Here is a 21,861-nt window from a genome sequence, read left to right as displayed (position 1 = left end):
ACGGTGCGGCGCCCGGCCCCTCGGGGGCGGTGCGCCGGGCCTTCGGACGCGGTCACCCGGCTTCGGACGCCGTCCGCCCGTACCCGGCCCGACGGCCCTGGCACGGGCCGACGGGGTTCAGGCCTTGATGACGACGGTGGCGCAGACCTTGTCGGCGAAGGTCTGCTTCTTCTCGTCCCACAGCGGCCACAGATAGCCGAGGTAGCAGGGCAGCATGTCCAGGATGTGGGCGAGCTGGCGGACGATGGCCATCCCGAAGCCGATGGTCGCGCCGTCGCTCTGGCGGAGCACCTTGATGCCCACGGCCTTCTTGCCCGGGGTCTGGCCGGTGCTGCCCTCCTGCACCCGGAGCCAGAGGAACATCCCGATACCGACCACGAAGGACGCCGCGATCAGGGCCACCGAGTTGGTGGCGGTACCGACCGTATTGAGGATGACGTACGGGAGCGAGCTGATCAGTCCGTCGATCACCGCGGCACCGAAACGCAGCCCCCAGTGCGCGAACGGCGGCATACCGCCGTAGCCCACGTCCCCGGGGTAGCCGCCGTAGGGCTGGACAGGCGTGGTCGGGGGCTGCGGATAGCCGTACTGCGGCTGGTCGTACGGCTGCGGGGGCTGCTGGCCGTACGGGGACTGACCCTGCTGCGGATAGCCGTAACCGGGCCGGTCGGCCGAGGGCGGGCCGTAATCCGGATTCTGCCCGTAGCCCTGATCCTGCCCGTAGCCCTGACCGGGCTGCCGGCCGTAGGGATTGTTGGGGTCGCCGAAACTCATGGCGGAATTCCTCCGTTGAACAGGCGCCGGGACGGCGCGGTCCGTGCGGGAGGAAGCACGGGCAAGCACATGAAGAACCACGGAGCCCATGACGGGCATGGAGTGGGTTGCGGATATCCCCCCGAATCCGCCGCGACACGTTAACCCCATCATCGTGCTGTTCGTCTCGACGCCTTGTCCAGCCTGATCACCCAGTGTTGTGCAAGTGCAATATCGGTTTCCGGGGCAATCCGGACACGGCGGGCCGGCCGGGCCCGCGCAACGATTCCGTACCGATGCGCCGGGGCCCCGGCGGCCCTCCCGTGCCGGGCGGTGGGGACTCCCTGCCCGCCGCCGGACGCGGAGCTGCCCGTCCCGGGCCGGTACGGGGCGGTCCCGCATGCGCGGGCGGCCGTCCCGTGCGGACACCGGACCGTCCGCTCCCCGGACCGGAATTGGAACCGGGCAGGGTCCATCCGCGAGGATGGGGGTATGACCGCCCAGATTCTCGATGGCAAGGCCACCGCAGCAGCGATCAAGTCCGAACTGACCGCCCGCGTGGCGGCGCTCAAGGAGAAGGGGGTGGTCCCGGGGCTCGGCACCCTCCTCGTCGGAGACGATCCGGGCAGCCGCTGGTACGTCAACGGCAAGCACCGTGACTGCGCCCAGGTCGGCATCGCGTCGATCCAGCGCGAACTGCCCGAAACCGCCACCCAGGAAGACATCGAGGCGGTCGTCCGGGAACTCAACGAGAACCCCGAGTGCACCGGTTACATCGTCCAGCTCCCGCTCCCCAAGGGCATCGACACCAACCGGGTCCTGGAGCTGATGGACCCGGCGAAGGACGCCGACGGGCTGCACCCGACCAGCCTGGGCCGGCTGGTCCTCGGCGTACCCGGGCCGCTGCCCTGCACCCCGTACGGCATCGTGCAGCTGCTGCGCCGCCACGGTGTGGAGATCAACGGCGCGAACGTGGTGGTCGTCGGCCGCGGCATCACCATCGGGCGGCCCATGCCGCTGGTGCTCACCCGCAAGTCGGAGAACGCGACGGTGACGCAGTGCCACACCGGTACGCGTGATCTGTCCGCGCATCTGAAGCAGGCGGACATCATCGTCGCCGCCGCCGGGGTGCCGCATCTGGTGAAGCCGGAGGACGTGAAGCCGGGCGCTGCGGTGCTCGATGTCGGCGTCAGCCGCGACGAGAACGGGAAGATTGTCGGAGATGTCCACCCCGGGGTCGCGGAGGTCGCGGGCTGGGTCGCCCCGAACCCGGGCGGTGTCGGCCCGATGACCCGCGCCCAGCTGCTGGTCAATGTGGTCGAGGCGGCGGAGCGCGCGGCCGGCGCGGGGAACTGAGAGCGGAGGAGACCGGCCATGGCCGTACGGACGAACGACGACCGGGAGACGGGCGCCGGCACCGGCGACGGTGAGCGGCCGCCCGCGGCCGCCGACGGCCCGGCGGGTCCCGCGGACGGGACCTCCGGCGGGGCGTCCGCCGCTGTCTCCGGGAGCGGTACGGATCCGGCTCCCGGCCCGGATCCGGACCGGGACGCCGCTACGGCGGCGGACGGGGACGGGACCTCCGGCGGGGCGTCCGCCGCCTCGGGCGCCGATCCCGATCCGGATTCCGGCTCTGCCTCAGGGGCCGGGGCCGAGACCGGCACCGACAGCGGCGGGGGCGACAGCACCGGCGGCGGTACGGGCTCGTCCCGGCGCCCGCCTGCGCTGACCACGGACACCGCACGGCCGGAGGGCGGCGGCCGGGCCGCACCCGGCGACGCTCCCGCGCCCGCCCGGCAGTGGCCGCTGCTCACGGTGCTCGGTCTTGTCGGTCTGGGCCTGGTGATCGTGGGGACCGACCCGTTCCCCGAGGCCGCCCGGGTCGGCACGCTGCTGATCGGTCTCTCCCTGATCGCCGCAGCCGTGATGCGGCGGATGATCCCGTCGGTCGGCATGCTGGCCGTACGGTCCCGTTTCACGGACATGGCCACATACGGCCTGCTGGGCACGGTCATTTCGCTGCTCGCGCTCATGGTGCAGCCCGAGCCGTGGCTCCAGATCCCCTTCCTGGAGGACGTGGTCCACTTCCTCGTCGGCCGCGAGACCGACTGACCGGAAGCCGCCGCCCGACGCAGCCTTGCGGAGCGGTCCCACGGCGCCCGCCGGCCTCGAACGCGAGGCCGGCGGGCGCCGCCGCGTTCACCGCCTCCCGGACCGTCGCGACCTGTGGCAGGGCCGTGACCGTTGCACCCCGGTGTGATCGTCGGTCCGGGATGGGAGACTGGAGCGCCGGACCGGAGGGCGCGCGGTACGGGGAGCCGCGCCGTCGCCGCGGGCGAGCCGCCGCCCGTTCCGGACCGCTACCGGGCGGGAGTGCCGGGGAGTAGGGGGTAGGACATTGCCTCAGTGGAAGGCGCTGCCGGAGGGGCTCGACCCGGATATCCGGGAGCTGACCGAGCAACTGCGCCGGATCGTCGACGGCAGCGGGCTCGATATGGCCGGGCTCTCCGTGGCGACCGGCTTCGGCGTCACGTCGTGGGAGCGGTATCTCGACGGGCGGATCCTGCCGCCGCAGCGGGCCGTTGCCGCGCTCGCGGAGCGGACCGGAGCCGGGGTCCACGAGCTGACCTCCCTGCGGTCACGGGCCGAGCGGGCCTGGCGCCGGCTGGAGGCGGGCCGCGACCGGGCGACGGAGCAGTTGAGGGTGGCCAGGACCCGGGAGTGGGCCTCGGTCCCCAAGGCCGGGCCGGAGGCGATATCGCCGTCCGTACCCGGGGCCGCCGGGGCGCCGGCCGACCCCGCCCCGGCCCCCGGCCCGACCGGCCCGGATCCACTCGGCCCCGACCCCCTGGGCCCGCGGTACCCCGGCGCGGATCCGCTGGGCGGGGACCCGCTCGGTCCGGGGACTCCCGGTCCGGGTTCCACCGGCCCGGAGTCGGCCGGCCCGGAGTCGGCCGGCCCGGCGACGGCGGCTGCCGCCCCGCCCCCCGCGCGCGCATCGTCCGTCGAGCCTTCCGGGGCTCCGGGGGGTGCCGGTGCGGACTCCGGGCCGTCCCTCTGGAACGCCGTACTGATCGACGACGGCGGGCCCGCGACTCCGCCGCAGCCCTTCGTCGTGCCCGAGGGGGGCGGCCGGGCGGCGGCCCGCCGGGCCCGGCGGGCCGCGGAAGCCGCGGCGGCGGCGGCCGCCGGAGGCCCCCCGCCGTCCGATGCCGAGCCCACCGCGCCCACCGCCTCCACCGGCGACGCCTCCGGTTCCGGTCCCCGGCCGGGCTCCGGCTCCGCCGGGCTCGGCAAACGGCGGATCGTGCTGTTCCTGTCCGGGGTCGCCGGGGCGCTCGTACTGATCGTGGCGGCCGTCCTGTTCACCGATCTCGGGGCGACCGGCGGCGAGCCCACCGCCCGGGACCGCGACCGGACCGAGCCGGTGGCCAAGGTTCCGCCGGCGCCCTCCCGCAGCACCGGCGGCGGCAGCCCGTCCGCGCCTCCGGCGGGCGTCAAGTGCACCGGTGCGGAGTGCACGGGCAAGAACCCCGAGGACATGGGGTGCGGCGGGAACTACGCGCGGACGGTCTCCCAGGCGACCGTGGGCAAGGCCCGTATCGAAGTCCGGTTCAGCCAGGTCTGCCAGGCGGCCTGGGCCCGGCTGGTGGACGCGTCGACCGGCGACTCCGTCAATATCAGCGTCGGCGGGAAGGGCCGCCAGACCGGCACGGTCAACGGCGAGAGCGACGCGTACACCCCGATGACGGCGTCCGGCAGGGGCTCGGACGCGAAGGCGTGCGCCGAGCTGACGAACGGCACCACGGCCTGCACGGTCGTCCAGTAGCCCGGCCGGGGCCGCCGGCTTGCGGCCCCGGCCGGGCCTGCCTGCCGGGGCAGGCCCTTCCCCGGTGCCCTCCGGGTGCGGGTGGGGGCCCGGGGCGGCAGTCCGGGCAGTCCAAGGTAGTTCGGGCAGTCCAGGGGGGTTGCACCCCCGCCCGCTGATCCGGCCTGGTCCACCAGAGACCCCGATCCGGGGCGGAGCCCGACCGGCAGGGAGTGAGCAAGGCAACGAGGGGCTGGCGGATCGCGGCGGCACGGGTCGGATAGCCTGACCGCGGAGATGTCTCTTCACATCAAGATTCGTGCGGAGCGGCCCCGGCGGACCCCGGTCCGGTGCGTGCCGCCGGTGCGGAGAAGGGTGTCGGGGAGGGATCCGACCCAGGGGCAGGACCCCTCACCGCCAGATGTCTTACGGAGATCGCCATGACCCGCACTCCCGTCAACGTCACCGTGACCGGCGCGGCCGGCCAGATCGGCTACGCGCTGCTGTTCCGCATCGCCTCCGGCCACCTGCTCGGCCCGGACGTGCCGGTCAAACTGCGCCTTCTTGAGATCACCCCGGCCCTCGGCGCCGCCCAGGGCACCGCGATGGAGCTGGACGACTGCGCGTTCCCGCTGCTGCGCGGTATCGACATCACCGACGACCCCAACGTCGCCTTCGACGGTGCGAACGTCGCCCTCCTCGTCGGTGCCCGCCCCCGTACCAAGGGCATGGAGCGCGGCGACCTGCTGGAGGCCAACGGCGGCATCTTCAAGCCCCAGGGCCGGGCGATCAACGACCACGCCGCGGACGACATCAAGGTCCTCGTGGTCGGCAACCCGGCCAACACCAACGCGCTGATCGCCCAGGCGGCGGCGCCGGACGTACCGGCCGACCGCTTCACCGCGATGACCCGCCTCGACCACAACCGGGCGATCTCGCAGCTCGCGGCGAAGACCGGTGCCGCGGTCTCCGACATCAAGCGCCTGACGATCTGGGGCAACCACTCGGCCACCCAGTACCCGGACATCTTCCACGCGGAGATCGCCGGCAAGAACGCGGCCGAACTGGTCGACGACGAGGCCTGGCTGGCCGGCACCTTCATCCCGACCGTCGCCAAGCGCGGCGCGGCGATCATCGAGGCCCGTGGTGCGTCCTCCGCGGCGTCCGCGGCGAACGCGGCCATCGACCACGTCCACACCTGGGTGAACGGCACCGCCGACGGCGACTGGACGTCCATGGGCATCCCGTCCGACGGCTCGTACGGCGTCCCGGAGGGCCTGATCTCCTCCTTCCCGGTCACCACCAAGGACGGCCGGTACGAGATCGTCCAGGGTCTGGAGATCAACGACTTCTCCCGCGGCCGTATCGACGCTTCGGTGCAGGAGCTGGCGGAGGAGCGCGACGCGGTCCGCGCCCTCGGCCTGATCTGAGTCTTCCCGCTCGCGAACGGACCCCGGGTCCGGCACCCCTGACGGTGCCGGACCCGGGGTCCGCTGCGTACGGCTCCGCCCCCGTCGCGGCGGCGATCCGGGGCCGTACTTCAGGCCCTGTCCGGGCGATGCACCGCATCCGGGGCCTACCCGGCCGCAGGGCCGGGGGAGCCGCGGGCTGATCCTCGAAGACCGCCCGGACAGGGCTTACGCGCCATAGCCCTCGGGTGCCGGTACGGCGCATTCCGCCGCGCGGCTCGTGGTCTCCCAGGCCCGCCAGGTCTCCAGACGGGCCTCCGTGGCGCTCATGGCCACATCGAACGCCAGGCCGCCCAGCAGCAGCCGCAGCGGCGGATCGTCGGACGCGACCAGCTCCATGACGGCCGCCGCGGCGAGTTCGGGCAGGCTGTCGCGGGAGGCCTCGGCGAACTGCTGCTGGAGTTCGGTACGGAGGTCCGCATAGGCGTCCAGGGGCTCCGTCATGGTCAGGCCCCTGGTGTAGAGGCCGGTCCAGTAGCCGCCGGGTTCGACGATCGTCACCTTGACGCCGAACTGCGCGGCCTCGGCGGCGAGGGATTCGCTCAGTCCTTCCAGCGCGAATTTGCTTGCGCTGTACAGGCCGGTCAGGGGGAAGCCGCCGAGGGCGCCGATGCTGGAGATCTGGAGGATATGCCCGCTGCGGCGGGCCCGGAGCCGGGGCAGGACCGCCTGGCTGACCCAGAGCGCCCCGAAGAAGTTGGTCTCCAGCTGGGCGCGGGCCTGGTCCTCGGTGAACTCCTCGACCATGCCCATCGCCAGGAAGCCGGCGTTGTTGACGACCACGTCGAGCCGGCCGAAGTGGGCGGCGGCGCGGTCGACCGTCGCCATGACGGCGGCGCGGTCGGTGACGTCGAGGGAGAGGGCGAGGAGACGGTCCGGCCCGTACTTCTCGGCCAGTCCGTCCAGCGGTGCGATATCGCGGGCGACGGCGGTGACCCGGTCGCCGGCGGCCAGGGCGGCCTCGGCGAAGGCCCGGCCCAGGCCGCGGCCGGCACCGGTGACGAACCAGACGCGGTCGGGGGAAGTGGTCACAGCGGGCTCCTTCGCGGTTCGCGATCCGATACCGAGACGGGTCGTCTCGTTTCGTGGGGACGACGGTACGCCGCGGTCGGGAAGGATGCAAGACGGAGCGTCTCGTCTCGCCGTACCGGATGGATGTGGACCACTCCCGGGAGGTGAAAGTTCTTTCATCGGGAGGCGGTGAGGGGGTGATCGGGCCGCGCTTTGTGGCCGGTCAGGCCCCCTGGCGTGCCCAAATGCCCCGGGACGGCAGAGAGGTGGGAATCACGGAGTAAAGGTCCAGACCTATTGACGGGTTGGTCTAGTCCTCTTAATGTCTCGTTCACCTCTACGGATCCGGCCCCGGTGCCGTGTGCACCCCGGGGCCAACGAGCCCACCCCCCATGCGAGTTGTGCAAGGCCGAACACCCTGCGTCCCCCCGGCGGGATGCGGGCCCCCCACCAGGAGGATCCGAACGTGCTGTCCCCCCGACGAACGAGAGCGACGCTGTTCGCTGCCGGCGCCGCCGCCGTCGGCGGCCTGCTGGCGACGACGCTCTCGTCAGGCGTGTCCCAGGCCGCCTCACAGGAGAACTGTCGCCCCGAAGGGCTGTACTCGACGCCCGGTGTCAACGTCCCGTACTGCACGGTGTACGACACCGAGGGACGCGAGAAGATGGGCGCGGACCACCAGCGCCGCATCATCGGCTACTTCGCCAACTGGCGTACCGGCCAGGACGGCAGGCCCGCCTACCTCGCCAACAACATCCCGTGGGACAAGATCACCCACATCAACTACGCCTTCGCCGGTATCGACTCCGCCAACAAGATCAACATTGGCGCGGCCGGACCGACGAACCCCAACACCGGGATGACCTGGCCGGGTGTGGCCGGTGCCGAGATGGACCCGGCGCTGCCCTACAAGGGCCACTTCAACCTGCTCAACAAGTTCAAGAAGCTCCACCCGAACGTCAAGACGCTGATCTCGGTCGGCGGCTGGACGGACAGCGGCGGCTTCTACAAGACCACCACCAACGCCGACGGCACGGTGAACACGGCGGGGATCAACACCTTCGCCGACTCCGCCGTCGAGTTCATCCGCACGTACGGCTTCAACGGCGTCGACATCGACTACGAGTACCCGACATCGATGAACGACGCGGGCAACCCGGCCGACTGGACCGTGGCCAACGCCCGCCGCGCCGGGCTCAACAAGAGCTACAGCGTGCTGATGAAGACGCTGCGCGAGAAGCTCGACCGGGCCAGCGCCGCCGACGGCAAGCACTACCTGCTGACCATCGCAGCGCCGTCCTCCGGCTATCTGCTGCGCGGTATGGAGACGTACGAGACCGCGAAGTACCTCGACTACGTCAACATCATGTCGTACGACCTCCACGGCACGTGGAACGAGCACGTCGGCCCGAACGCCGCGCTGTACGACGACGGCAAGGACACCGAGCTGGCGCCGATCTACGGCGCCGCCCAGTACGGCGGCATCGGCTATCTGAACACCGACTGGGCCTACCACTACTTCCGTGGTTCGATGCCGGCCGGCCGGATCAACATCGGTGTGCCGACCTACACCCGCGGCTGGAAGAACGTCCAGGGCGGTACCGACGGCCTCTGGGGCAAGTCGGTCGCGAACTCCTGCCCGCCCGGCTCCGGTCTGACCAAGTGCGGTGACGGTGCCGTCGGCATCGACAACATCTGGCACGACAAGGACACCAACGGGCAGGAGGCGCCGGCGGGCTTCAACCCGATGTGGCACGCCAAGAACCTGGAGAAGGGGATCGTCCCCGACTACCTCCCCAAGTTCGGTCTGCCCGCGAACTCCTCGCTGACCGGCACCTACGTCCGCAAGTACGACTCGACCCTGGTCGCGCCGTGGCTGTGGAACGCCCAGAAGAAGGTCTTCATCTCCACCGAGGACGAGCAGTCGATCGGCGCCAAGGCCGACTACGTCGTCAACAAGGGCCTCGGCGGCACGATGATCTGGGAGCTGGCGGGTGACTACGACTACAACACCGCCAAGGGCCAGTACGAGCCCGGCTCGTCGCTGATCTCGCTGATGTACAACAAGTACAAGGCGGCCACCCCGTACGGGGTGAAGAAGTCCAACACCGCGCTTCCCACCGAGGCGATCAACCTGGGCGTCGAGTTCGGCGGCTTCCAGCTCGGGGACAACAACTACCCGATCAGCCCCAAGCTGAAGATCACCAACAACACCACGGCCACGCTGCCCGGCGGTACGGAGTTCCAGTTCGACTACGCGACCTCCGCGCCGAGCAACGCCAAGGACCAGTCCGGCTTCAACTCCCGGATCGTCAAGAGCGACCACACGGGCAACAACGTGGGCGGTCTGAAGGGTGACTTCCACCGGGTCGCGCTGAAGCTCCCGGCCTGGCAGACGGTGGCCCCCGGCGCCTCGGTCGAGCTGGACTTCGTCTACTACCTGCCGACCTCGACGCCGTCCAACTGGACCGTCACCTTCGGCGGCAAGACCTACGCGATCGCGGCCGACCTGGCGCGCGGGACGACCGTCGTCGACCCGGGCAGCGGCGGCACGACGGGCACCACGGGTACGACCGGTACCACGGGTACCACGGGCACGACCGGTACCACGGGCACGACCGGCACCACCGGTACGACGGGTTCGACCACCGGCGGCTGCACCGCTCCGGCGTGGGACCGGAACACCGAGTACCCCGCCAATTCGCAGGTCTCCCACCAGGGCAAGAACTGGAAGTCCAAGTGGTGGACGAAGGGCGACGAGCCCGGAACCAGCCAGTGGGGCCCCTGGCAGGACCTGGGTGCCTGCTGAACCCCTCCCCGTATGACAACTGAAGAGTTCCACTGATCAGCCCGGCGGCGCAGTCCCTGACCCTGCGCCGCCGGGTCTTTTCCTGCCCGTTTTCCCGGGGCGGGGATCCGGGCGGGAACGGGCCGCCGGAGCCGCACGGAAGGTCAATCATCTGTGCACAAAAAGTCAAGTCCGCGATGCGTATAGTCCGTAGACTGTTTTCCGAACGGATCTCCACTGTTCGCCCGGGGAGTATCGGCCGTTCCCGGTTCCGGTCACCCGTCGACCGGAACCGGTTCCGCGGCCGGTGTTCCACGGTCCCCGTTCTCCGCCGACCGCGTTCGGCGGAGAACGGGCCACCGGGCAGCGGGATCCGGGACAGGGCCCCCGTCCCGGGCGGGGCATCAGCCGGAGAGCACCGACCTGAACTGGTCGAGACCCCAGTCGAGATCCTCCTTGGTGATCACCAGGGGCGGGGCGATCCGGATCGTCGAACCGTGGGTGTCCTTCACCAGCACACCCCGTTCCATCAGCTTCTCCGAGATTTGCCGGCCGGTGCCGTGGGCCGGGGCGATATCGACGCCCGCCCAGAGTCCGCGGCCGCGCACCGCCTCCACCGCGCCGCCGCCGGAGAGCAGCCCCAGCTCGTGATGGAGGTGCTCGCCCAGTTCGGTGGCGCGCTGCTGGTACTCGCCGGTGCGCAGCATGGCGATCACCTCCAGCGCCACCGCGCACGCCAGCGGATTGCCGCCGAAGGTCGAACCGTGCTCGCCGGGGCGGAACACCCCGAGGATCTCCCGTGACGACACCACCGCCGAGACCGGGACGATGCCGCCGCCCAGTGCCTTCCCCAGGATGTACATATCGGGGACGACACCCTCGTGCTCACAGGCGAAGGTCCGGCCCGTGCGGCCCAGACCGGACTGGATTTCATCGGCGATGAACAGCACGTTCCGTTCGCGGGTGAGCCGGCGTACGGTCGGCAGATAGCCCGGCGGCGGGACCAGTACCCCGGATTCGCCCTGGATGGGCTCCAGCAGAACGGCGACGGTGTTCTCCGTCAGGGCGTTCTCCAGCGCGGTCGGATCGCCGTACGGGACGATTTCGAAGCCGGGGGTGTACGGGCCGTAGTCCGCGCGGGCCTCGGGGTCCGTGGAGAAACTGATCACCGTGGTGGTCCGGCCGTGGAAATTGCCGGCGGCCACGACGATCTTCGCCCTGTTGTCGGGGACGCCCTTGATCCGGTAGCCCCATTTACGGGCCGTTTTCACCGCGGTCTCCACGGCTTCCGCGCCCGTGTTCATCGGCAGCACCATTTCCATATCGCACAGTTCCGCCAGGCCGGTGCAGAAGTCGGCGAACCGGTCGTGGTGGAAGGCCCGGGAGGTGAGCGTGACCCGTTCCAGCTGGGCCTTGGCCGCATCGACCAGCCGGCGGTTGCCGTGGCCGAAATTGAGCGCGGAGTACCCGGCGAGCAGGTCCAGATAGCGGCGGCCTTCCACATCGGTCAGCCAGACGCCGTCCGCGGTCGCCACGACGACGGGAAGGGGGTGGTAGTTGTGCGCGCTGTACGCCTCCGCGGTGGCGATGGCGGTCTCCGAAGCGGTCACGGGATCTCCGTTCTCCTGGCGAGCCGGGCGGCAGTACATCCGGACTTCCGGTACATCCGGTGGCGGGTGGGGTCGCCACCCCTCCTTTCTATGGTCGCTCGCCGGTCGCCCCGGGAAACCTTTCGCCGGGGCTGCCCCGCGGCGGCGTCCGCCGGGCCCGGCCGCCGCCGCCCGGCGGGTGCTCCGGCATAGGCTGGCGGTACGCGCGGCGACTGGCGTACGGGGAGCTCACCCCGAGGGAGCCGGGCGCGCAGGAGCATCACGAGGGTGCCGACCGCCTGGGCACCCCGGACCACTCGTGAGCCCGGAGGACACCATGACTCTTCCCCTGCCCCATCCCGCCCTCGCCGCGGCCGATCCGGAACTCGCCGGACTCGTCGCCGACGAGGAACTGCTCCAGGCCGCCACCCTGCGGATGATCCCCAGCGAGAACTATGTCTCCGCCGCGGTCCTGGAGGCCTGCGGCACCGTGCTCCAGAACAAGTACAGCGAGGGCTATCCGGGCCGCCGCTACTACGAGGGCCAGCAGATCATCGACCGGGTCGAACGGCTGGCCGTGGACCGCGCCAAGGCCGTCTTCGGCGTCGACCACGCCAATGTCCAGCCCTACTCCGGCTCCCCGGCCAATCTCGCCGTCTATCTCGCCTTCGCCGAGCCCGGCGACACCGTGATGGGCATGGCCCTGCCGATGGGCGGCCATCTGACCCACGGCTGGGGTGTCTCCGCCACCGGCACCTGGTTCCGCGGAGTCCAGTACGGAGTGCGCCGGGACACCGGGCTCGTCGACTACGACGAGGTCCGCGAGCTGGCCCTCAGGGAACGCCCGAAGATCATCTTCTGTGGTGGTACGGCTCTGCCGCGGACGATCGACTTCGCGGCCTTCGCGGAGATCGCCAGGGAGTCCGGGGCGCTGCTGGTGGCCGATGTCGCCCATATCGCCGGGCTGATCGCCAGTGGGGCGCACCCTTCGCCCGTGCCCCATGCGGATGTGATCTCCACGACGACCCATAAGACCCTCCGCGGTCCGCGCGGGGCGATGCTGATGTCCCGTGAGGAGCACGCCAAGGCTCTGGACCGCGCGGTCTTCCCCGGACTCCAGGGCGGCCCCCACAACCAGACCACCGCGGCGATCGCGGTCGCCCTCCACGAGGCGGCCCAGCCGTCCTTCCGCGACTACGCCCATGCCGTGGTCGCCAACGCCGGGGCGCTTGCCGACGCCCTGCTCGCCCGGGGCTTCGATCTGGTCTCCGGCGGCACCGACAACCATCTGATCCTGATGGACCTGACCGGCCGGGCCGTGCCCGGCAAGGTCGCGGCCAAGGCCCTCGACCGGGCGGGGATCGTCGTCAACTACAACACCGTCCCCTACGACCCGAGGAAGCCCTTCGACCCTTCCGGGATCCGTATCGGTACTCCTTCCCTGACCTCCCGGGGCCTGGGGACCGCGCATATGGCGACGGTCGCCGGGTGGATCGACCGGGGGGTGGCCGCGGCCGGGTCCGGGGACGAGGCCGCGCTGACCGCCGTCCGCGCGGAGGTCGCGGAGCTGATGTCGGCCTACCCCGCGCCGGGCCTGACCGTCTGATCCCGGCCACCCCGTACCGCCGAGGGGCGGCGGGGCACGGCGGCCGTCCGGTTCACGGGCCGGGCGGCCGCCCGCACCCCTTCACGCACAGCGCACGGCGCACAGCGCGCAGGGCCCTGGCCGAGCCTCGGCGGCAGCGCAGCAGCCGACGCGGCCCGTCCCCCCTCCCGTACGGTCACATTTTTGATACACCGGCGGCCGGAGATCGGTTCCACACCTGAGAGAATGAACGGCATGGCATCCGTCCGACCTCGCGCCCTGTCCGGGATCCAGCCCACCGCAGGCTCGTTCCACCTCGGGAACTACCTCGGGGCGATCCGCCAGTACGTGGCGCTGCAAGAGACCCACGACGCCTTCTACATGGTCGTCGACCTGCACGCGATCACGGTCCCGCAGGATCCGGCCGAGCTGCGGGCGAACACCCGGCTCGCCGTGGCCCAGCTGCTGGCCTCCGGCCTGGACCCCGACCGCTGCACCCTCTTCGTGCAGAGCCACGTCCCGGAGCACGCCCAGCTGGGCTGGGTGATGAACTGCCTGACCGGCTTCGGCGAGGCGTCCCGGATGACGCAGTTCAAGGACAAGTCGGCCAAGCAGGGGGCCGACCGGGCCACGGTCGGCCTGTTCACGTACCCGATCCTCCAGGTCGCGGACATCCTTCTCTACCAGGCCGAGGCCGTCCCGGTCGGTGAGGACCAGCGGCAGCACATCGAGCTGACCCGCGATCTCGCCGAGCGTTTCAACGCCCGTTTCGGCGAGACGTTCACCGTCCCCGCGCCGCATATCGTCAAGGAGGTCGCCAAGATCTACGACCTCCAGGACCCGACCAGCAAGATGAGCAAATCGGCCTCCACCCCCAAGGGCCTGGTCAATCTGCTCGACGAGCCGAAGACCACCGCGAAGAAGATCCGGAGCGCGGTCACCGACACCGGGACGGTCATCGCCTTCGACCCCGTCGAGAAGGCGGGCATCAGCAATCTGCTGACCATCTACGCCACGCTCACCGGCCGGTCGATCCCGGAGCTGGTGAAGGAGTACGAGGGCCGGATGTACGGGGCCCTGAAGACGGACCTCGCCGAGATCGTCGTGGACTTCGTCACGCCCTTCCGTGAGCGTACGCAGGCATATCTGGACGATCCGGAAACCCTGGACTCGATTCTCGCCAAGGGTGCGGAGAAGGCCAGGGCGGTCGCTGCGGAGTCGCTGGCGACGGCGTACGACCGGATCGGTCTTCTGCCCGCAAAGCACTAGCGGGCACCGACGGGCAGGTACCGACGGGCAGGTACCGGCGGGCAGGTACCGGCGGGGCCGACCGGCACCGGCCGGCACATGGAGGAAGCGCCGGCCGGCTCGGACGGCCGCCGCCACCCGGGCCGGGTCCGTCGGGACCGGCCCGGGTGGAGCGCGGACGGGCCGGTACGGACGACCGGAAACGGGCCCGGGGACGGGGGCGCCGAGCAGGCGGGGACCGTCTTCGGGGCCGTTCGGCCCAATCGGTGGTGTGTTCTGCGTCTCTGGCCACATCCGCCGCGCACCGGCCACACTGGCGGCGGAAACCACCGTGCCCACAGCGGTACGAAGCAGACACACAGACATACAGGCACTCAGAGACGCAGCCACGCAGTCACGAGGCGACGATGGACGGGAGAAAGACGTGGGGACCGTAACGCTCGGCGTTTCGATCGCGGTCCCGGAGCCGTACGGCAGCCTCCTCCAGGAGCGGCGTGCGGGCTTCGGGGACCCCGTCGCGCACTGCATTCCCACCCATGTCACCCTGGTCCCGCCGACCGTGGTCGACCGGTCCGCGCTCCCCGCGGTGGAGGCGCATCTGCGCGAGGCCGCGGCGGCGGGCCTGCCGTTCCTGATGCGGCTCTCGGGGACGGGCACGTTCCGCCCGGTGACTCCGGTCGTCTTCGTCCGGGTCGTCGAGGGCGCGGCGGCCTGCACCCGGCTCCAGGAGCGGATCAGGGTCGGTTCCGGCCCGCTGGCCCGTGAGCTCCAGTTCCCGTACCACCCGCATGTCACGGTCGCCCATGCCATCGACGATCCGGCGATGGACCGGGCCCACGAGGAGCTGGCCGCCTTCGAGGCGTCGTGGACCTGCGGTTCGTTCTCGCTGTACGAGCAGGGCGGGGACGGGGTCTGGCGTCAGCTCCACGAATACGCGTTCGGCAGCGGCATCGGATCGGTGCCGGCGCAGGGCTCGCCGGTGGACGAACCACAGCACATCGAGCCCGCGTCCAGCTCCTGAATCCAGGGGGGAGGCGGACCGAGCCCCCCGATCACACGGACAGCCGGCGGAACAGCGGTCGGGGTACGTGCCGGAGCGCCGACATCACCACACGGAGCGTCCCCGGCACCCACACCAGCTCCGATCTGCGCCGCAGCCCCTGTTCCACGGCGAGCGCGACCGCTTCGGGCGTGGTCGACAGGGGTGCGTCCGGCAGTCCCGCCGTCATCCGGCTGCGGACGAACCCGGGGCGGACGACCATCACATGCACGCCCGTGCCGTGCAGCGCGTCCCCCAGCCCCTGGGCGAACGCGTCCAGCCCTGCCTTGCTGGAGCCGTAGATGAAATTGGTGCGGCGGGCGCGCTCCCCGGCGACGGACGAGAGCACCACCAGCGATCCGTGCCCCTGGTTCTGGAGCGCGGTGGCGCAGACCAGTCCGGCGGAGACGGCCCCGGTGTAGTTGGTCTGGGCGACCCGGACGGCCGCCGCGGGGTCGCCCTCGTCGTTGGCCTGGTCGCCCAGCACCCCGAAGGCGAGCAGGACCAGGTCGATATCGCCGTCCGCGAAGACCTTGCCGAGGGTCTCCTCGTGCGCCGCCGGGTCCAGGGCGTCGAAGGGGACCGTGCTGACGTCGGCGCCGAGCGCCCGCAGCGAGTCCGCCGCCGCTTCAAGGCCGGGGGAGGGACGGCCGGCCAGCCGGACGGTCCGGGTACGGCGGGCGATCAGCCGCCGGGCGACGGCGAGACCGATCTCCGACGTACCGCCGAGGACCAGCAGGGACTGAGGGGCGCCGAAGGCGTCTTTCACGGGCGTGCTCCTTGAGGTGCGGTGCGCTCTCGTCGGCAAGGACGGTTGTGGCGGGGCTCGGTGAGCGGGTTCAGAGGGAGAGGCGGCGGGACAGGTCGGAGGTGAAGACCCGGTCCGCTCCGGTACGGGCGCGCAGCTCGCGGAAGTCGTCGAGCCGCGGGTACATGGCCGTGAGCGCCTCGGGCCGCAGCCGCGCGTCCTTGGCCAGGTACACCCGGCCGCCCGCGCCCACCACCTCCTCGTCGAGTTCGTCGAGGAACGCGCCGAGCCCCGGCAGTCCGGCCGGGATGTCCAGCGCCAGCGTCCAGCCGGGCACCGGGAACGACAGCCAGCCCGGGTCGGACGCGCCGAACCGCTTGAGTACGGCGAGGAACGACGGGCAGCCGCGGCGCGCGATCCGCCGGACGATCCGGCGCAGCGTCTCCTCCTGTCCGTGTCCGACCACGAACTGGTACTGGACGAAGCCGTCCCGGCCGTAGACCCGGTTCCAGTGCGGCACCCCGTCCAGGGGGTGGAAGAACGCCGTGAGCCGCTGGAGCCGGCCGCTGCCCGCGCGGGGCGAGGTGCGGTACCAGAACTCGTTGAACAGCCCGACGGTCGCCCGGTTCAGCAGTCCGGGCGGTACGGCGGCCGGGGCCGGGGGCAGGGTCCCGGGGCGGAAGGCGAGCGGGGCGCGCCGGGCCCGGGCGGGCAGCGCGGCGCGCGGCGCGTGGTCGCCGCGGGTGATCACCGAGCGGCCGGTGGACCGGCCGCGGGCGAGCAGGTCGATCCACGCGACCGAGTAGCGGTGCCGTTCGGCGTCGGCGGCGAGCCGGGCGAGGACGTCGTCGAGGTCGGTGGCGCGTTCGGTGTCGACGAGCATGTACGAGGTCTCCACCCGGTGCAGCCGGATCACCGCGGCGAGCACCACCCCGGTCAGCCCCATTCCGCCGGCGGTGGCGTCGAACAGGTCGGTGCCCGGGGTGACGGTCCGTACGCTGCCGTCGGGCAGCAGCAGGTCGAAGGCGCTGACGTGCCGGGTGAAGGCGCCGCTGACATGGTGGTTCTTCCCGTGGACCGCGGCGCCGATGGCACCGCCGACGGTGATGTAGCGGGTGCCGGGCGATACCGGTACGAACCAGCCGAGCGGCAGCAGCACCTCCATCAGCCGGTGCAGGCTGACCCCCGCGTCGCAGACGACGGTGCCGTCCGTCACGTCGATGGAGTGGATGCGGTCGAGGCCCGTCATATCGAGGACGCAGCCGCCCGCGTTCTGCGCCGCGTCGCCGTACGCCCGGCCGAGTCCGCGGGCGATCCCGCCGCGCGCGCCCCAGTCGCGGACGGCGGCGGCCGCCTGCTCATGGGTGCGGGGGCGCCAGAGATAGGCCGTGGAGGGGGCGGTGCGGCCCCAGCCGGTGACGGACACGAACGGGTCGTCGGCGTCGGTGGTGGGGGCGGTACGGGTGTCGGCAGCCATACTCGTGACCGTATCGCCGCTTATGCCCGCATATTTGGAGTGCCTCGGGGACTCGCCGGAACGGGTGATTAAACGAGTGTCAGCTCAGATTGACGTGAAAGTCGGCCCGCGGCCCAGAAGAGTCCCCCGTGCCTGCTGCGGCTCACGGGACCAGGAAGACAGGACCACGGGACGAGCGACGGGAAGGGGCGGCGGAGATGCGGTACGGGGACTCCCGGGCGGACGGTACGGACGGTGAGGCGGCCGCGGACCGCGCGGACGGTGGAACGGCCGCGGACCGCAGGCTGCTGGCCGTGCTGCGCGACTGCGGTGACCGGCCGGCCGTCGCCGCCGCGGCCCGCTCCCTCTCCTACGCGGGCGAGCACGCGGCGCTCTGGCTGGCCGCCGGCCTGACCGGCGCCGCGGCCGACCCGGCCCGCCGCTCCGCCTGGCTCCGGGCGACCGCCGCCGTCGCCGGGGCGCATCTGACGAGCATGGCCGTGAAGCGGGTGGTACGGCGGCCCCGGCCGCCCGACGGCGGCGGCCGCCCGGCCCTCGTCCGTACCGCGGGACGGCACTCCTTCCCCAGTTCGCATGCCGCTTCGGCATCGGCGGCAGCGGTCGCCTTCGGGGCGCTGCTGCCCAGGGACGGCGGACGCCGGCTGCTCCCGGCCGCCGTGGCGGCGGCGATGTGCGTGTCCCGGGTCGTCGTCGGTGTGCACTATCCGACCGATGTCCTCGCGGGTGCCCTGCTCGGCGGTCTCACGGCCCGCGTGCCCACCGTCACCCGCCCGCGTACCCGCAGCAGCCGGAACGGGAGGCCCGTGTGACGACCGAACAGCAGGCCGTACCGGTGGCGAGGCCGGAGCCGCCACGCGGCGTACCGGGTCCTTCCGCCCCCCGCGCGCCGGGCGCGCGCACCGGACCCGCCATCGGACTTCTGCGGACCGCGCGCCCCCGCCAGTGGGTCAAGAACGTGCTGGTGGCCGCCGCGCCCGCAGCCGCCGGGCAGCTCGCATCGCCCCGTACCGCCGGACAGCTCGTCATCGTCTTCACCCTCTTCACGGCCGCCGCCGCTGCCGTCTACCTGGTCAACGACGCCCGCGACGCCGAGGCCGACCGGGCGCACCCGGTCAAACGCCTCCGGCCCGTCGCCGCCGGAGAGGTCCCGGTCCCCCTCGCCTATGCCACCGGCGGGGTGCTCGCGGCCCTCGCCGTCACCGGGGCGGCCGCGCTCTGCAATCCGATGACGAGCGCCCTGCTGGTCGCGTACCTCGCCATGCAGCTCGCCTACTGCGTCTGGCTGAAGCATGTCCTCGTCGTCGATATGACCGTGGTGACCACCGGTTTCCTGATGCGGGCGATGATCGGCGGGGTCGCGCTCGGCATTCCGCTCTCCCGCTGGTTCCTGATCACCACCGGTTTCGGCGCGCTGTTCATGGTCGCGGCCAAGCGCTACTCGGAGGCCGTGCAGATGGAAGGGGCGGAGGGCGGCCGGGGGGCTTCGCGGGCCCTGCTGGGCGAGTACACCACCGGCTATCTGCGGTTCGTCTGGCAGCTGGCGGCCGGGGTCGCCGTACTCGGCTACTGCCTGTGGGCGCTGGAGAGCGGCGGGGTCGCGCACTCGGCGCTGCTGCCGTGGCGCCAGCTGTCGGTGATCGCGTTCATTCTGGCGGTGCTGCGGTACGCCGTCTTCGCGGACCGGGGCGCAGCGGGGGCGCCCGAGGACGTCGTGCTGCGGGACCGGGCGCTGGCCGTCATCGGGCTGGTCTGGGCCGCGATGTACGGGCTTGCGGTCGCCGACCTGTGACGGGGTAGGCGTAGCCCATGGATTGGTTGATCAGGCTTCCCGTCATCGGCCCGCTGGTCGTCCGGCTGATGCGGACGCATACGTGGCACACCTACGAGACCCTGGAGCGGGTGCACTGGACGCGGTTGGCCGCTGCCATCACCTTCCTCAGCTTCCTCGCGATGTTTCCGCTGATCAGCCTGGCGGTGGCGATCGGTGCCGCACTGCTCAGCCAGGACCGGCTGACCCGTCTCGAAGAGCGGATCGGCGATCAGGTGCCGGGTATCTCGGAGCAGCTCGACATCGGGGCGCTGGCCGCCAACGCGGGTACGGTCGGGCTGGTCTCCGGTGCCCTGCTGCTGTTCACCGGCATCGGCTGGGTGACGGCGATACGGGACTGCCTGCGGGCGGTGTGGGCGCTCGACGACGAGGACGAGGGCAATCCGTTCGTACGGAGGGCGAAGGACGCCGTCGTCCTCTTCGGGCTCGGCGCCACGGCCCTCGCGTCCTTCGCCGCCTCCGCGCTGGGAGCCTCGGCGGTCGGCTGGTCGGCGGACCGGCTGGGACTCGACGGGGGCGGCCCCGGGGGCGTGCTGCTGCGGATCGCGGCCATCGCGGTCGCGGTCGCCGCCGACTTCCTCATCCTGCTCTATCTGCTGACGCTGCTGCCGGGGGTACAGCCGCCGCGCCGCAGGCTGGTGGTGGCCGGACTGATCGGGGCAGTCGGTTTCGAGGCGCTGAAGCTGCTGATCGGCGGGTACATCAGGGAGGTCGCCGGGCGGAGTCTGTACGGCGCGTTCGGGGTGCCCGTGGCGCTGCTGCTCTGGATCAACCTGACGGCGAAGCTGCTGCTGTTCTGCGCGGCGTGGACCGCGACGCGGGAGCCGGGCGAGGCGGGCGAGGCGGACGGCGCGGACGAGGGCAGCGAGGCAGACGAGGCAGACGAGGCAGGCGAGGCAGGCGAGACGGACGGCGCCGACAAGGGCGCCGACTCGGACGAGGCGGACGGCACGGATGAGCGGGCTGGGCCGGACGAAGGGGCTGAGCCGGACGAGCGGGCTGGGCCGGAGGGGCCGAAGACCTGATCCTCCGGTGGTTCTCCGTCCCCGGGGAGTCCGGTCTCCGGACTCCCCGCGGGCCCGACCGGACCCGTTCAGGCCCGGCGGCGCGGCCAGCGGCGGTTCACCACCAACGCGCCGAAGGCCAGTACGACGAGGACCCCGCCCGCGATCGCCAAGGCCGTGCCCACACCCCCCGACGACTCCTCCTTGGCCTTCGCCTTCTCCGCCGCGGCGGTCCGAGCCCGCTCGGTCTGGTCGGAGTGCTTGTCGGGGCCGGCACCCACCGGCGGTTTGGCCGACCGGGGTGCGACCAGTTCACCGACCGGAGTGACCTTGCCCGCCGCCGCGAAACCCCAGTCCAGCAGGCGCGAGGTCTCCTTGTAGACGGCGTGCCGCTCACCGGAATCCGGATTCATCACGGTGACGAGGAGCACCTTGCCGTTGCGTTCCGCGACTCCGGTGAAGGTCGCGCCCGCATGCGACGTATTACCGTTCTTGACCCCCGCGACACCCGGGTACGGGGCGACTCCGTCACCCGTGAGCAGCCGGTTCGTATTGGCGATTTCGAAGGTCTCGCGCTTTCCGCCGGCCATCCTGCCCGGGAACTCGGCCTCGGAGGTCGCCGCGTACTCCCGGAAGTCCTTCTTCTGCAGACCGCTGCGGGCGATCAGGGTGAGGTCGTACGCGGACGACACCTGGCCCGCCGCGTCATAGCCGTCCGGCGAGACCACCTGGGTGTCCAGCGCCTGGAGTTCCTCGGCGTGCTCCTGCATCTCCTGGACGGTCTTGTCGATACCGCCGTTCATCGCGGAGAGCACATGCACGGCGTCGTTGCCGGAGACGAGGAACACCCCGAGCCACAGATCGTGGACGGAGTACGTCAGCTCCTCCTTGACCCCCACCGCGCTGCTGCCCGAGCCCACACCCTCCAGGTCCTGCCAGGTGACCTTGTGGGTGTCGGTCTTCGGCAGTTTGGGCAGCAGGGTGTCCGCGAAGAGCATCTTCATCGTCGATGCGGGCGGCAGCCGCCAGTGGGAGTTGTGCGACGCGAGAACGTCACCGCTCTCCGCGTCCGCCACGATCCACGACCGGGCGCTCAGCCCGGACGGCAGGACGGGGGCGCCCGCGCCCAGCCTCACCTGGGTGCCCGGCTTGCCGAGAAGGGCGCCGCCGACCGTGGACATCGCGGCCGGGGGAGGGGGCTGCTTCCTGACCGGCTTGCCCTTCAGCCCCTTGCTGCCCTGCTGTCCCGTCCGGTTCTTCTGGTCCGTCCGGTCCATCCGGTCCATCGGGTCCATTGGGTTCGACCGTTCCGAGACGGACCGTTCCCCGACCGCGGCGCCGGCGGCGGAGTGCGCGGTCGCGGACGCCGGAGCGGCGATGAGCGCGGGCAACAGCGTCGCGGCGGCGGCCGTCAGGGCCGTCTTCTTCAGAACAGACACGGACGAGAAGTTACCTGTCAGACGGGAAAATATGCTTGTCGGGCCGGTGAGTCGCCGGTACGGCCCCGGATCCGG

At 71.7% G+C, this 21,861-nt stretch carries 17 protein-coding genes; 11 read left to right on the top strand and 6 right to left on the bottom strand.

Translation table 11 applies throughout. The features are described 5' to 3' along the window. Window positions 1-117: 117 nt before the first annotated feature. A complete protein-coding gene (locus tag ACIQ9E_RS16960; protein ID WP_403707577.1) occupies window positions 118-774 on the bottom strand; it encodes an RDD family protein in 657 nt (218 codons plus the stop codon). A 471-nt stretch (window positions 775-1,245) separates the two neighbouring features. Between ACIQ9E_RS16960 and ACIQ9E_RS16955 the strand changes: the two genes are divergently transcribed. The 4 genes from ACIQ9E_RS16955 to ACIQ9E_RS16940 all read left to right on the top strand — a co-directional run bounded on the left by ACIQ9E_RS16955 (window position 1,246) and on the right by ACIQ9E_RS16940 (window position 5,991). Next, a complete protein-coding gene (locus tag ACIQ9E_RS16955; RefSeq protein ID WP_403707575.1) occupies window positions 1,246-2,109 on the top strand; it encodes a bifunctional methylenetetrahydrofolate dehydrogenase/methenyltetrahydrofolate cyclohydrolase in 864 nt (287 codons plus the stop codon). 18 nt (window positions 2,110-2,127) lie between these two features. Beyond that, a complete protein-coding gene (locus ACIQ9E_RS16950; protein ID WP_403707573.1) occupies window positions 2,128-2,865 on the top strand; it encodes a DUF3017 domain-containing protein in 738 nt (245 codons plus the stop codon). A 286-nt stretch (window positions 2,866-3,151) separates the two neighbouring features. Then, entirely contained in the window at window positions 3,152-4,582 is a 1,431-nt protein-coding gene (locus tag ACIQ9E_RS16945) for a DUF2690 domain-containing protein (RefSeq protein WP_403707571.1), read from the top strand. A 419-nt stretch (window positions 4,583-5,001) separates the two neighbouring features. After that, window positions 5,002-5,991 (top strand): malate dehydrogenase, encoded by a 990-nt coding sequence (locus ACIQ9E_RS16940; protein ID WP_403707569.1) that lies wholly within the window; start codon window positions 5,002-5,004, stop codon window positions 5,989-5,991. A 207-nt stretch (window positions 5,992-6,198) separates the two neighbouring features. On the opposite strand, the gene ACIQ9E_RS16935 is transcribed toward ACIQ9E_RS16940, so the two are convergent. Continuing rightward, window positions 6,199-7,062 carry an SDR family NAD(P)-dependent oxidoreductase gene (locus ACIQ9E_RS16935; protein WP_403707567.1) on the bottom strand — a complete coding sequence of 288 codons (864 nt, stop codon included), beginning with the start codon at window positions 7,060-7,062 and terminating at the stop codon, window positions 6,199-6,201. Between the two features lie 445 nt (window positions 7,063-7,507). Here ACIQ9E_RS16935 and ACIQ9E_RS16930 point away from each other — a divergent pair, with 445 nt between their 5' ends. Beyond that, window positions 7,508-9,850 carry a chitinase C-terminal domain-containing protein gene (locus tag ACIQ9E_RS16930; RefSeq protein ID WP_403707565.1) on the top strand — a complete coding sequence of 781 codons (2,343 nt, stop codon included), beginning with the start codon at window positions 7,508-7,510 and terminating at the stop codon, window positions 9,848-9,850. Window positions 9,851-10,233: 383 nt separating this feature from the next. On the opposite strand, the gene rocD is transcribed toward ACIQ9E_RS16930, so the two are convergent. After that, window positions 10,234-11,478: an ornithine--oxo-acid transaminase gene (gene rocD / locus ACIQ9E_RS16925; RefSeq protein WP_403707564.1), complete on the bottom strand. Its 1,245-nt coding sequence runs from the start codon at window positions 11,476-11,478 to the stop codon at window positions 10,234-10,236. A gap of 277 nt (window positions 11,479-11,755) precedes the next feature. Between rocD and glyA the strand changes: the two genes are divergently transcribed. From glyA to ACIQ9E_RS16910, 3 genes are all read left to right on the top strand, one after another. Continuing rightward, a complete protein-coding gene (gene glyA / locus ACIQ9E_RS16920) occupies window positions 11,756-13,024 on the top strand; it encodes a serine hydroxymethyltransferase (protein ID WP_403707562.1) in 1,269 nt (422 codons plus the stop codon). 234 nt (window positions 13,025-13,258) lie between these two features. Then, the gene (trpS, locus tag ACIQ9E_RS16915) at window positions 13,259-14,272 is read left to right on the top strand and encodes a tryptophan--tRNA ligase (RefSeq protein WP_403707560.1); all 1,014 of its coding nucleotides are present in this window, start codon (window positions 13,259-13,261) and stop codon (window positions 14,270-14,272) included. Window positions 14,273-14,675: 403 nt separating this feature from the next. Further along, window positions 14,676-15,272 carry a 2'-5' RNA ligase family protein gene (locus ACIQ9E_RS16910; RefSeq protein ID WP_403707558.1) on the top strand — a complete coding sequence of 199 codons (597 nt, stop codon included), beginning with the start codon at window positions 14,676-14,678 and terminating at the stop codon, window positions 15,270-15,272. Window positions 15,273-15,303: 31 nt separating this feature from the next. Here ACIQ9E_RS16910 and ACIQ9E_RS16905 read toward each other — a convergent pair whose 3' ends face one another. Continuing rightward, window positions 15,304-16,059, bottom strand: coding sequence for a decaprenylphospho-beta-D-erythro-pentofuranosid-2-ulose 2-reductase (locus ACIQ9E_RS16905; protein WP_403707556.1), 756 nt, complete (start codon window positions 16,057-16,059; stop codon window positions 15,304-15,306). Between the two features lie 70 nt (window positions 16,060-16,129). Next, a complete protein-coding gene (locus ACIQ9E_RS16900) occupies window positions 16,130-17,515 on the bottom strand; it encodes an FAD-binding protein (RefSeq protein ID WP_403707554.1) in 1,386 nt (461 codons plus the stop codon). 197 nt (window positions 17,516-17,712) lie between these two features. Between ACIQ9E_RS16900 and ACIQ9E_RS16895 the strand changes: the two genes are divergently transcribed. From ACIQ9E_RS16895 to ACIQ9E_RS16885, 3 genes are read left to right on the top strand one after another with little or no spacing between them, the layout of a single operon-like run. After that, window positions 17,713-18,324, top strand: coding sequence for a phosphatase PAP2 family protein (locus ACIQ9E_RS16895; protein WP_403707552.1), 612 nt, complete (start codon window positions 17,713-17,715; stop codon window positions 18,322-18,324). Next, window positions 18,321-19,304, top strand: coding sequence for a decaprenyl-phosphate phosphoribosyltransferase (locus ACIQ9E_RS16890; RefSeq protein WP_403707550.1), 984 nt, complete (start codon window positions 18,321-18,323; stop codon window positions 19,302-19,304). Before ACIQ9E_RS16895 ends, ACIQ9E_RS16890 begins: the two co-directional genes overlap by 4 nt. A gap of 17 nt (window positions 19,305-19,321) precedes the next feature. Next, on the top strand, window positions 19,322-20,368 hold the full coding sequence (locus ACIQ9E_RS16885; protein ID WP_403707549.1) for a YhjD/YihY/BrkB family envelope integrity protein: 1,047 nt from the start codon (window positions 19,322-19,324) through the stop codon (window positions 20,366-20,368). A gap of 68 nt (window positions 20,369-20,436) precedes the next feature. Here ACIQ9E_RS16885 and ACIQ9E_RS16880 read toward each other — a convergent pair whose 3' ends face one another. Then, window positions 20,437-21,786, bottom strand: coding sequence for a D-alanyl-D-alanine carboxypeptidase family protein (locus ACIQ9E_RS16880; protein WP_403707547.1), 1,350 nt, complete (start codon window positions 21,784-21,786; stop codon window positions 20,437-20,439). Between the last annotated feature and the right edge of the window lie 75 nt (window positions 21,787-21,861).

This window comes from Streptomyces sp. NPDC094448, from assembly GCF_044763775.1.
Lineage (GTDB): Bacteria > Actinomycetota > Actinomycetes > Streptomycetales > Streptomycetaceae > Streptomyces.
The sequence above is the reverse complement of the archived record's forward strand: the minus strand, read 5'-3'. Positions and strand labels throughout refer to the sequence as shown.

Bases quoted from the DNA above. Each gene is read 5' to 3' on its own strand.
- ACIQ9E_RS16960 (WP_403707577.1), bottom strand. From the start codon at position 774: ATGAGTTTCGGCGACCCCAACAATCCCTACGGCCGGCAGCCCGGTCAG.
- ACIQ9E_RS16955 (WP_403707575.1), top strand. From the start codon at position 1,246: ATGACCGCCCAGATTCTCGATGGCAAGGCCACCGCAGCAGCGATCAAG.
- ACIQ9E_RS16950 (WP_403707573.1), top strand. From the start codon at position 2,128: ATGGCCGTACGGACGAACGACGACCGGGAGACGGGCGCCGGCACCGGC.
- ACIQ9E_RS16940 (WP_403707569.1), top strand. From the start codon at position 5,002: ATGACCCGCACTCCCGTCAACGTCACCGTGACCGGCGCGGCCGGCCAG.
- rocD (WP_403707564.1), bottom strand. From the start codon at position 11,478: ATGTACTGCCGCCCGGCTCGCCAGGAGAACGGAGATCCCGTGACCGCT.
- glyA (WP_403707562.1), top strand. From the start codon at position 11,756: ATGACTCTTCCCCTGCCCCATCCCGCCCTCGCCGCGGCCGATCCGGAA.
- trpS (WP_403707560.1), top strand. From the start codon at position 13,259: ATGGCATCCGTCCGACCTCGCGCCCTGTCCGGGATCCAGCCCACCGCA.
- ACIQ9E_RS16900 (WP_403707554.1), bottom strand. From the start codon at position 17,515: ATGGCTGCCGACACCCGTACCGCCCCCACCACCGACGCCGACGACCCG.
- ACIQ9E_RS16895 (WP_403707552.1), top strand. From the start codon at position 17,713: ATGCGGTACGGGGACTCCCGGGCGGACGGTACGGACGGTGAGGCGGCC.
- ACIQ9E_RS16885 (WP_403707549.1), top strand. From the start codon at position 19,322: ATGGATTGGTTGATCAGGCTTCCCGTCATCGGCCCGCTGGTCGTCCGG.